The organism is Pseudoalteromonas sp. BDTF-M6, from assembly GCF_018334135.1.
In the GTDB taxonomy this organism is placed as follows: domain Bacteria; phylum Pseudomonadota; class Gammaproteobacteria; order Enterobacterales; family Alteromonadaceae; genus Pseudoalteromonas.
In genome coordinates this window covers 58,305-70,729 of the sequence record NZ_JAGXTQ010000005.1, presented here as the reverse complement: position 1 = coordinate 70,729, position 12,425 = coordinate 58,305, and the positions used below count along the sequence as shown (strand labels likewise).

12 protein-coding genes are annotated in these 12,425 nt (G+C 47.8%); 5 read left to right on the top strand and 7 right to left on the bottom strand.

Features of this window, described 5'->3' with window-relative positions; genetic code table 11:
• Position 1 precedes the first annotated feature (1 nt).
• Entirely contained in the window at positions 2 to 340 is a 339-nt protein-coding gene (locus tag KD147_RS12620) for a ribonuclease E inhibitor RraB (protein ID WP_105255114.1), read from the top strand.
• A 30-nt stretch (positions 341 to 370) separates the two neighbouring features.
• Here the strand turns inward: KD147_RS12620 and radD are convergent, their stop codons facing one another.
• The 3 genes from radD to KD147_RS12605 all read right to left on the bottom strand — a co-directional run bounded on the left by radD (position 371) and on the right by KD147_RS12605 (position 2,857).
• Positions 371 to 2,104, bottom strand: a complete 1,734-nt coding sequence (gene radD / locus KD147_RS12615; RefSeq protein WP_349304698.1) for a DNA repair helicase RadD — start codon at positions 2,102 to 2,104, stop codon at positions 371 to 373.
• Between the two features lie 51 nt (positions 2,105 to 2,155).
• Entirely contained in the window at positions 2,156 to 2,461 is a 306-nt protein-coding gene (locus tag KD147_RS12610) for an H-NS family histone-like protein (RefSeq protein WP_105190341.1), read from the bottom strand.
• 186 nt (positions 2,462 to 2,647) lie between these two features.
• Complete coding sequence (locus KD147_RS12605; protein ID WP_105190342.1) at positions 2,648 to 2,857, bottom strand: cold-shock protein; 210 nt, start codon at positions 2,855 to 2,857, stop codon at positions 2,648 to 2,650.
• 345 nt (positions 2,858 to 3,202) lie between these two features.
• On the opposite strand from KD147_RS12605, the gene KD147_RS12600 reads away from it, so the two are divergent.
• Complete coding sequence (locus KD147_RS12600) at positions 3,203 to 3,751, top strand: DUF4136 domain-containing protein (RefSeq protein WP_212548099.1); 549 nt, start codon at positions 3,203 to 3,205, stop codon at positions 3,749 to 3,751.
• 31 nt (positions 3,752 to 3,782) lie between these two features.
• On the opposite strand, the gene KD147_RS12595 is transcribed toward KD147_RS12600, so the two are convergent.
• Positions 3,783 to 4,031: a YkgJ family cysteine cluster protein gene (locus KD147_RS12595; protein WP_105255111.1), complete on the bottom strand. Its 249-nt coding sequence runs from the start codon at positions 4,029 to 4,031 to the stop codon at positions 3,783 to 3,785.
• Positions 4,032 to 4,160: 129 nt separating this feature from the next.
• On the opposite strand from KD147_RS12595, the gene KD147_RS12590 reads away from it, so the two are divergent.
• The 3 genes from KD147_RS12590 (at position 4,161) to KD147_RS12580 (ending at position 9,603) form a co-directional block, all read left to right on the top strand.
• Positions 4,161 to 5,333: an efflux RND transporter periplasmic adaptor subunit gene (locus KD147_RS12590; RefSeq protein WP_212548098.1), complete on the top strand. Its 1,173-nt coding sequence runs from the start codon at positions 4,161 to 4,163 to the stop codon at positions 5,331 to 5,333.
• A gap of 3 nt (positions 5,334 to 5,336) precedes the next feature.
• Positions 5,337 to 8,498, top strand: coding sequence for an efflux RND transporter permease subunit (locus KD147_RS12585; protein ID WP_249319263.1), 3,162 nt, complete (start codon positions 5,337 to 5,339; stop codon positions 8,496 to 8,498).
• 97 nt (positions 8,499 to 8,595) lie between these two features.
• Positions 8,596 to 9,603: a hypothetical protein gene (locus tag KD147_RS12580; protein ID WP_212548097.1), complete on the top strand. Its 1,008-nt coding sequence runs from the start codon at positions 8,596 to 8,598 to the stop codon at positions 9,601 to 9,603.
• 143 nt (positions 9,604 to 9,746) lie between these two features.
• Here the strand turns inward: KD147_RS12580 and KD147_RS12575 are convergent, their stop codons facing one another.
• From KD147_RS12575 to KD147_RS12565, 3 genes are all read right to left on the bottom strand, one after another.
• Positions 9,747 to 10,295, bottom strand: coding sequence for a hypothetical protein (locus KD147_RS12575; RefSeq protein WP_212548096.1), 549 nt, complete (start codon positions 10,293 to 10,295; stop codon positions 9,747 to 9,749).
• 94 nt (positions 10,296 to 10,389) lie between these two features.
• Positions 10,390 to 11,079: a hypothetical protein gene (locus tag KD147_RS12570; RefSeq protein WP_212548095.1), complete on the bottom strand. Its 690-nt coding sequence runs from the start codon at positions 11,077 to 11,079 to the stop codon at positions 10,390 to 10,392.
• 129 nt (positions 11,080 to 11,208) lie between these two features.
• A complete protein-coding gene (locus tag KD147_RS12565; RefSeq protein ID WP_212548094.1) occupies positions 11,209 to 11,565 on the bottom strand; it encodes a hypothetical protein in 357 nt (118 codons plus the stop codon).
• Positions 11,566 to 12,425: the final 860 nt, after the last annotated feature.

Genomic DNA, 12,425 nt, shown 5'->3' with positions numbered 1-12,425 from the left:
GATGCACTTTCCAGACGACGACACAGGCCAAATTTTGCAACAAATGCACGAGCAAGGCGTCGACTTGACGCAACTGCACAGCGTCGATTTCTTTTTGTTGTTTGAACAACAAGCGCATGCACAAGGTTTTATCGATGCCCTGGCCCATGCCGAGGTCGCGCCAAAAGCCAGCCTCAGTACCTGCCCGGATACCGGTGTGTTCGAAGTGAAGGCCAGCATTACCATGGTGCCCGAGTATGAGCTTATCAATAACATGGAAGCCTATTTAGAAAGCCTGGCCGACAAACATAACGGCTATGGCGATGGCTGGGGCCTGCTGGACGAAAGCAGCGCCGAATAATAGCGCCCCTAACGTTAAGCGCAAAGCCTATCAACGACTATAGGCTTTGCGATAACTTCCCTGATAATCAAACAGTTTCTCACTGACCTGCCAACCGTATTTTTTCGACTTACGGGCGATCACAAAATCTGGCCAACCCAAATGCTGTTGCAGTGCCACAACCTGCTCGCTACTGCGCCACTGATTAACGCCAGGTGCATTATGACGCTTACCGTATTGGCAATTGAACAAGGCCAACACCTTGGCATTTGCAAGGTCGTACACTTCCGATACCTCGGCTCCGTCCTCATCATAATAGGTAAGCTTAAGCTTACCCTGCGCTGTTTGCTCACAGCTTAAACCGCTGCAACGCAGCACCAGGGCGTCTTTCAGGTTTAGCGCCTGACGCAGCTTATCATCCGGGTCCACCAACTGATGCTCACAGCTATGGCATCTGCGCGCGGCAATATCATTTTCGCTAAAACACTGGGGACATTCTTTAAATTTAAAACGGTAATCGCATTGTTGCTGCTCTTCGCCATCGTCCAATAACCCCTGACAACGGCGGCCGTAATGCTCAATAACCTGACCCGCCGCATCCTTTTTCCCCCAAAACACGTTGGCAAAACCACAGCCGGGGCAAAGCACCTGCACCGGCTCACAATTTGGGTCCGGACGCTGCATCCCCACCTCGGGGTGATGAATATCAAAGCCGTTACCGGCATAGTCTATTACCAAGCATTCCTGCTTATCGGCACATAAACGAAGCCCACGGCCAATAATCTGCTGATACAGGCTGACCGACTCCGTCGGTCGTAACAAGGCAATAAAATCAACATGGGGAGCGTCAAACCCTGTAGTTAAAACAGAAACATTCACCAGATATTTAAACTCCTGTCGCTTAAAGCGGGCGATGAGGTCATCGCGCTCTGCCGCAGGCGTTGCGCCAACGATAATATGGGCCTGACCGGATGGTAAATAACGGTAAATTTCTTCGGCATGGGCAACGGTGGCGGCAAAAATCATCACCCCGCGCCGGTTATCACTTTGTGCTATCACGTCCGAGATAATGGCCTTGGTGGCACGCGTACTCTGTTGCAACAAGGCATTTAGATCCCCTTCACTGGGCGGTGTAGCGCCATATAGCAAGGCGGAAAAGTCATAATGCTGCACCGCCGCATCAACAATACGTGGCGGTGTTAGATAACCCTTATTGATTAAATAACGCAGCGGCAACTCGTAAATACAATCGCCAAATGGCGCATCACTTGGGCCACGAACAAATCCATGGTAATGACGATGATATACCCAGCCACTGCCAAGCCGGTATGGCGTCGCGGTCAAACCCAGTACTTTAAGCTGTGGGTTTATTTTCTGCAGTGCGGATATAACCTGGGCATATTGACTGGTCTGCTCTGTGCTGACGCGGTGGCACTCATCGATGATCACTAAAGAATAGTGGCGCTGTAACTTATCTATACTACGAGCCAATGATTGAATACTGGCAAACGTGACCTGCTCGTTTAAGTTTTTATCATTTAAACCCGCAGAGAAAATACCCGGTGTTAAACCCATGTCACGAAATTTATTAGCGTTTTGTTCAACCAACTCTTTAACGTGAGTCAATACCAGGATGGGATAACGGGCTAATCGGGCCAGCTCGGCAATGACCAGGCTTTTACCTGCACCGGTGGGCAAAACAATAACGGCCGAGCGCTGTGATTTACGAAAATGCGCTAGGGTATTGTCGACGGCTTGTTGTTGATAGTCTCTGAGTGTATACACTGCTGACACCCAAAAAAGGAAAGGTCCATTGCTGGACCTTTGGGTTTACGGTTATTTCGCGAGGTATTTAGTGAGGTCTACATCCTGAAACGCTTTAGGGCGTTTACCACGGCCGGACCACTCCACCATCTTTCCTTCAAACTCGCGACGATACTTAGGCTCTACCTTAGTACGCTTGTCCTGGGTCACATCAACAATATCTTCCACACTGAGCCCTTTTTCCTTCATCAGTTGTAGAACTTCCTGTTTCGCTTTTTCTTGCTGTTGCTGATTATCGAGCGCAGTGTTCAGAATATTAATTGCTTTTTCCAACTCATTAATAGATGCCGATTTGGCAAATGCTCTGATTTCTCTCACTGTGATCTCTTATATACTTTAAATGTGGAAATAAAATAATAATTGAAGATCAGTGATATATCAAAGTAATTATATTAATTAATGACTTAACAGCTGACTAGATAATGTTGGCGTGGCGCCAGGGGGAAGAAGTGAAGCCGAAACGGCTCCACTAATTATTAACTCTAGGACAGAGTCAATAAGGAATTAAACCGGAGTTACATTTTCCGCTTCTGGTCCTTTCTGGCCTTGTTTAATGCCGAAAGAAACCTGTTGGCCTTCGCTTAGAGTGCGGAAGCCTGAACCATTGATCGCGCTGAAGTGAACGAATACATCTGGGCCATTTTCTTGCTCGATAAAACCAAAGCCTTTTGCTTCGTTAAAAAACTTTACTTTACCGTTTACTTGATCTGACATACTAAAGTGTTCCTGTAAGTCAATTTCTATTACTCGCCTGAAACCAGGCACTATCCTCCCTGAGCCAGTGTCGCTACCGCTAGGGTCCGGTACAGGACTAAACGAGGTTAGTCACACTTACAGCGTAGGCCGCACAAAACCGTCACATTAAACGCATTAACTCAAAGCAGTTCCTAGACTACCATAGAAAATATTAATAAGCTTTAAATTATTTGAAATTCACAGTAATGACATATTCGGGGATTTGCCCCCTTAAAAGGGCCGAGGTTCTGTATATTTCCCAAGCGATTATGATATGTTACTGACAAACATAGATTCTTGTAGCCAGATATAAAGGAGCGGTCAATGAAGAATTTACTTATAGCGGGTGTGGTTTTGCTGTTGAGCGCCTGCGCCTCGGGCCCGGACTTTGACTACGACAAGTCGGTAAACTTTGCTCAATACAAAACCTTTGCCTGGTTTCCCGATGCCAGCCTAACCAATGCCACCAACAATTATCAAATTAGCGAATTAATGGAGCGTCGCGTTCGACAAGCGGTGAATGATGAGCTTAGCGCCAAGGGCATGAGTATGGTGGCTGCGGACCAAGCGGATGTGCTGATCAACTACCATGCCTCGGTAGAGAAGAAGGTCGATGTCGATACCTTTACCACAGGCTACAGCGCCCGTTGGGATTACTGGGGCATGGGCTACAATGTGCAAACCACCACCCGCGAGTACCAGGTGGGCACCTTAGTGATTGACGTGGTCGACCGCGCTTCTAACCAACTGGTATGGCGCGCCGCCAAAGAAGGCCGTTTGAAGAAAAATCAGACGCCAAGCGAGCGCACCGCGGTCATTCGCGAGTCGGTTGCTGAGATTTTCAGTAACTACCCGCCAGGCACAAACCAATAATATCTGCATCCACTTGCGGTGCTTACTGCAGTTAGGTAAGCGCCTCAAGTTGGGTTATTCTCCACATCGCCTCGGCGTTATTGCTGCCACACACGTCTTCACACGCCTTAAATTGTAAACACACCGCCGGCCGCGACGGGTCGCCAAACAACTTGCACAAATTATTTTTGTCTAGCTGGACACATCGTTGCCCTGCTTTCTTACCCTTGGGCATACCGGGTATGGGGCTGGAAATACTAGGCGCAATACAGCACGCACCACACCCTAAACGACAATTCATATTCGACCCCTAAAACAAACGCGGTCGCCATTTTAACAGATTACATGCTTTGTTACATATTACACATACCTGTAAACATGATTGCCGCTACCATATAGCCTGTCATCGAACTATACAGGGAGCTGCATTGTGGCCAGCAAAAAACAAATACTATTACCTATTGGTGTATTGGGAGTGTCAGTGGCACTTTTCGCCACCTTTATGGCAATGAAAAAGCCACCGGAGCAAAAACAACAGGAAAACATAGCCCCACTGGTAGAGGTCACCCCGGTCAACCTGACCGATGTCACCATGCAAGTGCATTCCTACGGCGAGGTTATGGCGCAAGAACAAACCGAACTGGTTGCTCAGGTGTCCGGTCAGGTGGTGTCTATCGCCGAACAGTTTGTTAAAGGTGGCTTTGTAAAACAAGGCGATGAGCTTATTCGCATCGACCCCAATGACTATGAAGCGGCCCTTATTGAAGCCCAGGCTGGCTTAGCGCAAGCCCAATCGGCGCTAGAGATAGAACAGGCACAGGCCCATGTGGCAAAAACCGAATGGCAACGCATTAAAGACAATGCCAATGCGGTGATCCCCTCGGAGCTCTATTTACGTAAGCCTCAGCTTGCAGAAAAACTGGCGAAATTCCGCGCCGCTCAGGCCCAGGTTAAACGCGCCAAACGTAATTTAGAACGCACCTCAATTCGCGCCCCATATGACGCCCTGGTCACGGCGAAGAAAATCAGCCTTGGCAGCGTGGTGAACCCAGGTAATGTGCTGGGTCAAATCGATGCCACCAGCATTGCTAAGGTACGTTTACCGGTAGCCAACCAGGATCTGCAATACCTGATCGATGGTGGTATTGGTGCCAAGGTTACCCTGACCAGCGAAGTGGCCGGTAAAATGCGCACCTGGCAAGGCTCCATAGTGCGTAACGAAGGCGTCGTCGATAAGCGCTCGCGCATGACCTACTTAGTGGCCTATGTAGAGCAGCCCTATCAGCAGGCTTACCCACTGCGCTTTGGTGCCTATACCAATGCCCGCATTGTCGGTAAAAGTGTACGTGATGCCGCCATTGTCCCCAGCCATTTGATCAAGGACAACCGCATCGCCCTCATTGATAATGAAATCAAGCTGATGTTTAGCGACCTTGAAGTGATCCGCGAGCAAGACGGCATGGCCTTTGTGACCGCCGGTCTGCAAAGCGGCCAGCAAATTATTACCTCGGCGCTGGAATACCCGACGCAAGGCATGCAACTGCGCTTAGACGAGCAAGAGCCTAAAACGGCGCACACGCAATTAGCGCTGAAGGAGGACTAAGCCATGGTGCAAAGCACAGAAAAAGGCTTGATCGCCTGGTTTGCCCGCAACCCGGTAGCCGCCAACCTGCTGATGGTGATCATCATAGTAGGCGGTATTCTCAGTGCGCTTTCTATTCGTAAACAGGCATTCCCTCAATTTGAGAGTAACTGGCTCAGTGTTCAGGCCGTGTATCCCGGTGCTGCTCCGCAAGAGGTGGAAGAAGGGATCACCATTAAAATTGAGGAGTCCCTGCAAGGTTTAGAGGGCATAAAACGCCTTATCACCTATTCGAACCGCAGCTTTTCGCAAAGCTGGATTGAGGTTGATGAAAACTATGACTCGCAAGAAGTTCTTGACGAAGTCAAAATGCAGATTGACTCCATCTCCAGCTTCCCAGCGGAGATGGAGCGCCCTAATATTCGCCGCGAAAAATTTACTCAAGAGGTGATGATCCTCGCCCTGTATGGCGATATGAGCAATTACGATCTCAAGGAGCTTGGTAACAAGCTGCATGATGAGATGCGTGCTTTGCCTCAGGTCAATCTCGTTAATTTTAATTCGGGATTGGATTATGAAATAAGCATTGAGGTCAGCCCGGACAAGCTACGCGAATATGGCCTGACGTTCCGTGATATCGCCAGTGCCGTTCGTAACTTCTCGGCCAATATGTCGGCAGGCCAAATCCGCTCCGATAATGGCTATATTTCCATGCGTGTGGAAAAACAAGCCTATCGCGGCGGTGAGTTTGAACGCCTTCCTTTATTAACATTAGAAGACGGCGCCCAAGTATTTTTAGGTGATGTAGCGACCATACAGGATGGCTTTGAAGAAGGCCTGCAATATTCAAAATATAACGGTAAAAACTCCCTGATTTTTGAAGTCCGTGCGTCAAAAGATCAAGATGTCACCCGTGTTGCCGATGTGATGGACGCCTATTTAGAGCGTAAAAAGTCGGAGCTTCCCGAGGGCGTCACACTGGCCCCCATGATTGACATCACATACTACCTTGAAGGTCGTCTCGACATGATGATCGAGAATATGATTTGGGGTGGTATCTTGGTCATGCTGATGTTGGCCTTGTTCCTGCGTATCCGTCTCGCTTTCTGGGTGATGATGGGTCTACCCGTCTCCTTCCTAGGTGCCTTTTTAATGATGCCGGTAGGCTTTTTAGACGTCACCATAAACCTGGCTTCCCTGTTTGCCTTTATTCTGGTGCTGGGGATCGTGGTGGACGATGCCATCGTCGTCGGTGAGTCGGCGCACGCCGAAATAGAGAAACATGGTCACAGCCTGGATAACGTGGTGCGTGGCGTAAAACGCGTGGCCGTACCCGCCACCTTCGGGGTATTGACGACCATTGCCGCCTTCTTACCACAAACCTTGGCCAGCGGCCCGGGAGCGGCGTTCTCTAAAGCCATCGGCGGCGTGATTATTCTATGCCTATTGTTCTCCCTGGTGGAATCCAAATTAATTCTCCCGGCTCACCTGGCGGCCATGAAGAACCGCCCTGTTAATCCGCGCAACCCCTTGCACCGCTTACGCAACAAGATTGACGGCGGCCTACAGTATTTTATCGAGCGAGTATACCGCCCTGCTGTGCAGCGCTGTATTCACTATCGCTATACCGTGATCGTGGGCTTCTTTGGCATCCTGATCGTCAGTGCCGGCTTGTTCGCCGGTGGCTTAATCAAGTTTGTTGCCAACCCGAAGATCCCTCATGACTTCCCAAGTATTAACATTGAGATGAATTTGGCCTCGTCGGAAACAGCAACCCTGGATACGGCCAAAAAGGTTGAACGTGTGGTCATGGACGTGGAGAAAGTCATCGAGCAACAATATGGCATGCCCATGGTTAAGGATATCTCCCTTAATATGCAAGGGCGCACCAACGCACGCTTAATGATGGTCTTGGTAGAGCCGCACCTGCGCCCTATCGACACCTTCGCACTCAGTGCCTTGTGGCGTGACAATATGCCGCCGCTGCCGGGGATGAAGTCAATGACCATTAACGACAGCATTATGAATGGCGGTGGTGGCCGTGATGATGGTGATATCAGCTTCCGCCTCGAAGGCAATGACGCCGCCGAGTTGAAAGAAGTAGCCGGCAAATTGAAAGAAAAGCTGGCCACGCTCAATGGTGTCGGCGATATCAATGACTCTATGCAAAGTGCGACCGATGAAGTACAGCTGGATCTGAAACCCATTGCCTACAGCCTGGGCCTGACCTTGGCCGATGTTGCCTCACAGGTAAACTTCAGCTTCTACGGCCTCGAAGCTCAGCGTATTCTGCGTGATGGCGAAGAGCTCAAAGTCATGATCCGCTACCCCATTGAAGAGCGTAACTCTATCAGCGAAATCAATGACGTGCGCATTATTACTCCGGCCGGTGCGGAAGTGCCTTTAGCAGAAATAGCCACAGTCAACCTGGTTGACGGGGTAAACCGCATACGTCGTGAAAACTCTAAACGTACGGTTAATGTCTGGGCTGCCGTAGACACCAATCAGGCACAGCCGTTTGAAATTGCCAAGCAAGTGCGCGATGAGTACCTTCCGGCGCTATTGAAAAACTACCCTGGCGTGCAGAGTAATGTCGCCGGTCGAGTGCAAGAAGAAATGGATAGCGTCGCCGAGCAACGCCGTGATCTCGCCTTATCGCTGTTGATCATTTTTGCGCTGTTGGCCATTCCACTGCGCTCCTACTCGCAGCCGCTGCTGATTATGTCGGTGATCCCCTTTGGTGTGGTCGGTGCCGTGTACGGTCACGTTATCCTGGGTATGACCATGAGCAGCCTGTCCTTCTTCGGCATTATCGCCGTGGCCGGTGTGGTGGTGAACGACTCACTGGTGATGGTTGACTATGTGAACAAGGCACGCGCCCAGGGCATTGCTATTAAACAGGCGGTAGTAGAAGCCGGTTGTAAGCGCTTTAGGGCCATTCTACTGACCTCGATCACCACCTTTATTGGTTTGGTACCCATCATTATGGAAACCAGCTTGCAGGCACAAATCGTGATCCCCATGGCGGTATCGCTGGCCTTCGGTGTGCTGTTCGCCACAGTGATCACCCTGGTGCTGATCCCTTGCCAATATGTGGCATTGGAAGACTTTAAACGCGGCCTGCGTAAACTCTTTGGCAGGGCCCCTAAGGTAAAGCCAACGCCTGAACTAAAACAGCAAAGTTAAGTACCCAGTATTTATCCCAACCAGAAAAGCCTTGCCCCGCGGCAAGGCTTTTTTTATGCTGATTTATTAATAGTTTCAACAGGGTAGAAATTCAGGGATGAAAAAAATTTTACAACATGGAATTGTGGCTTTAGCCCTGCTTCACCTTTGCGGCTGTGCCAACCTTATCGCACATAACATTACTAAACCTTCTGGTGATCAGGTCGTTGTCGACGACTCCTTCAACGATTATATAGACCTTCATCGTCAATGCATTGACGACGCCACACCTTGCCTAGAGTACTATCAAGCGAAAGGCTATCAAGAAATCAGCCAACAGCACGAGGCCAAACAGCATCTGAGCATCAAGATAAAAATAAATGATAAAACCCAATTATGGGATTTTAACTATGACCCCGAGGATCCTCCCTTAGCGCCGCTCACCGAGGATATCATCTATCTATTTCCTGGCTGGGGTACTGATCCCAAGATATTCATGATGCATGGCAATTGGCTTAGCACCATTAGCGGTGCCGATGTGTACATTTTGCCAAGCGCCAATGCCTCGCACAGATTTAGTTTTGGTATTGACTACCTTCCCTACCTAAAAGCACATATCCAATCGCGACAACCGAGAAAAGTGCACCTTATTGGTTTTAGCATGGGAGCCGTGGCGGCCTCGCATCTGCATACCGAGCTGGATAACAGTGCCCTCTATTTACTGGCACCAATGACGGATTTCCGCACTAGCATTCACACCTTTGCGGACAAGTTCTCGCCTTGGTACGCAACCCTAGTGCCAAGCAGCAGTGTAGATTCTGCAGTAGATAAGGTGCTTAGCGATGCCACACTACAGGAGCGAGACTTGGATATTGTCGCCAAGCTTAACGACTACCCGAGTTCAAGCCATATCTACCTTGGTAATCGCGATGCCCTGGTCGACAACAAGCCCTGGTTTGCCTCTACCAATAAAAATCTGGATATCAAGAGCTATGATGAAAGCCATATGTCCTTGATCACCCTGACCAACCTTGAAATGCTTAGTGCCCTAACGTCGACGCTATTAGCCTACCCGGTCAGCCCTAAAGACACAGTTATTCTTGGCACTGTAAGCAGCGAGGATTAACTGTCCCAACTAAAAAGGCTTTGCCCGTGGCAAGGCTTCTATGCCTATGGATTTATTAAACTTTCGATTGGTAGTGGTGACGGAACAACATCAAGCTAAGGGACACAAAAGAAGTACTTTGGGTGTCCCGTTTGAGCAACAGGTTAGTATTTTGGTACCTCATACCCTGCAACCCAAAACACATTTTTGATTCCATTTATACCAACAGTTTCAAAGCTCTCAATAAACCACCCATTAGGATCTACATCACGGTCAATTCTCTCGGAGAGTATTCGAATATTTTCACCCAGAGAAGATTCAATAGGGTTCGATGAAAATATAAGCATTAGACCGTGTTCGGAATTACTGCCTTTCAGCTTATCGAAGTCGTTTCTGATTCCTGGAATTTCCGGATTACCAGTTGAACTCATCCAACGCTTCATTTCTACCGCAACATAGTATTTGGGGGTACATTCGTTTGAAAGCACCACGAGGTCAATTAGGTCCTTTTCAATTTCAACTTTTCGGTTCAGAGTCTTAAAAAGGTGTTTAGCTACTACGAACTGATAATACCGCTCGTTATTAATATAAAGGAGACCACTTCTATCTACATCATAAGCTTGGTTATTACCAATAGCATCTAAAAGATACTGATCCTCTGCATTAAGCGCTTCTCCTGATAGAGACACAATTTTCTTAAGAATCGGAGTCATATTTTTCCTTACGCATCTGGTGCCTTAGTGAAGTGAAGCGCAGCGGATCAGAGACCCAATCTCACAAAGACGAACAACATGCGCTTATTAGTGTTTATATTTCGTCTAGCTCGAGCTTCATTTGTTTACAAATATCTTCACGTATCAAAATGATTGCCCGACCTTGATCTTCGGCTTTGGCTTGGAGCGGCAACAATATGCTTTGATCAGCCCAAAACTCAGGACTTGCCATCATCCTTAACACTTCTTGCGCTGTATTGGTGGCCTCTCCAAGGTTAGCCGTAAGTTTATCCAAGAGACTATCTAACATTGATGATGATATTAGCCGTATGCTATTTGTTTCTGTTGTGAGTTTCAGGTGTTCTTGATTGAGCTCACCAAATAGAGCCATCATACCCTTATTAAATTCAGCAATAGCTTCATTTTGGATAGTGTCTTCACCAACTAGATAGCTCTCCATGAACTTTGAGTAAATCGGACCGAAACGCTGCATGAAAATCTCGTTGCTCTTGGCATGAAATTCGTCCAGCAGTGTGAAGAACTTAGCAAATTGTTTCTTCTTCTCTTCGTATTTGTGCTTTCGTAGTTCAATGTTGAGGACGTTAGTTTTCTTTAATTCTTCAACCTCTTTAGCGAATCTGATCTGAACCTGCTGCTTTTGCTCTTCTAAGTTTTGTATATCTTCTTTCAAGGCGCGATTCTTACCCTTCTCTTTACCATAAGCAACAAAGTAACCTGCCGCTATACCTAGTAAAAATGATAAAAATCCAATTATATATTCCATTCAATGCCCTATTTTGGTTGAACAATAGCGCCTTACTAATGGGCACACAAATACTTGGCTAAAATTTGTGAAGAACAAGCGTCAGCTAAGCTTTAAACGTCCATTCACTAGTGCACTTGCTAAACCAATCTAAGCCCATGGATAGGCATAAGCTTTGTTTAACTCTGTTAGCCAAAGTTGCTCTCTGGAATTTCTGGTTCTAGGCTCCTGTATACCTTTTAGGCGTTGCATTGCTTCGAAAAAACCAGGACCTGGTGAGTTACTATTTACGCCAATAACAACTGATGTTCTGAAGGGGCGGTCGGCATCGGAATCCTGTTGATCAAGAACCTCAAATATTTCGCTCAACGGGTGTGATGACCAAGCTCCATCAAAGTCTGGAAGGCCGAATGCTTGCGCTATAGATGAATAATTCGCAGTTCTTTGAGGATGTGCTTTCAAAATATCTTCGAGATATCTTCCCACTAAGTTTGGATCTACCACCATTTTAATTACCTCCATGTACTTATAGGTTTGTCTAATAGCATCTTAGTGCGAATTCCCGGTTAAGGAAGTTATCCACAACCTAACCTTTTCCCACTAATAAAATTTTTATTTAATGATAGTAATAAGTTAGCAGGTGTTTTTCTCGCGAGCAATGAAGAAGTAATTAAGTAAAGCGAGTCGTTACTTATTCGAGCCTTGCTTGGCTCGCTATGTAATTTATTTTCCCAGTGAATATCAGAAACCTATCTCTTATCACCACATAACCGAGCCGGTTTGTGTGTTACATAGCGTGCCAGAACAACCACAATTGACACATTTTTACTTATCTCTCTTTGAAAAAGGCTTACGGCACTAATACGAAATAATAGGTATGGATCTCCCCGTTTAGATTCGCGCTGGAGAAATCAGATTTTGTTGTGGATTGTGCTGTTGATAGCGAGGGCGACGGGTGACCGAAGCCTTGCTTAGCAGCACCCGGAGGTGGAGGCATGGATGCCGACAGGATCACGGCTTCATGGATGAATTGTTCTAAGGTGATTGATACTTAAATCGCATCAACAGCTATGCGCAGCGTTTAACAAAACGCTGAGTTCGCAAGCATTGGCGAATCACGGGTGCCCTAGGAGTTCCAAGAGGGCAACGAGTGACCGAAGCACCGCTTCGCAGCGCTCGGAGGTGGAGGCAGGGACGCCGTAACTTCGTCACGAACAGGAGCCCAGCTTCAAGGATGAATTACTTGCACCGTGGTTATGCATTTCCTCTAAGTCGGCGGCCGACAAAAATTGTCAGGCTGCTAGGTAACCGCTCCTGCGTTACTCTAGTACCGCCATCCATGGCGGCAAAGCCTGACCTACAGGCAT

Excerpts from the sequence above, each read along its gene's own strand:
- KD147_RS12600 (WP_212548099.1), top strand. The coding sequence starts at position 3,203 with ATGAAGAATTTACTTATAGCGGGTGTGGTTTTGCTGTTGAGCGCCTGC.
- KD147_RS12570 (WP_212548095.1), bottom strand. The coding sequence starts at position 11,079 with ATGGAATATATAATTGGATTTTTATCATTTTTACTAGGTATAGCGGCA.
- KD147_RS12605 (WP_105190342.1), bottom strand. The coding sequence starts at position 2,857 with ATGTCAGATCAAGTAAACGGTAAAGTAAAGTTTTTTAACGAAGCAAAA.
- KD147_RS12575 (WP_212548096.1), bottom strand. The coding sequence starts at position 10,295 with ATGACTCCGATTCTTAAGAAAATTGTGTCTCTATCAGGAGAAGCGCTT.
- KD147_RS12620 (WP_105255114.1), top strand. The coding sequence starts at position 2 with ATGCACTTTCCAGACGACGACACAGGCCAAATTTTGCAACAAATGCAC.
- KD147_RS12595 (WP_105255111.1), bottom strand. The coding sequence starts at position 4,031 with ATGAATTGTCGTTTAGGGTGTGGTGCGTGCTGTATTGCGCCTAGTATT.
- KD147_RS12565 (WP_212548094.1), bottom strand. The coding sequence starts at position 11,565 with ATGGTGGTAGATCCAAACTTAGTGGGAAGATATCTCGAAGATATTTTG.
- KD147_RS12585 (WP_249319263.1), top strand. The coding sequence starts at position 5,337 with ATGGTGCAAAGCACAGAAAAAGGCTTGATCGCCTGGTTTGCCCGCAAC.
- KD147_RS12580 (WP_212548097.1), top strand. The coding sequence starts at position 8,596 with ATGAAAAAAATTTTACAACATGGAATTGTGGCTTTAGCCCTGCTTCAC.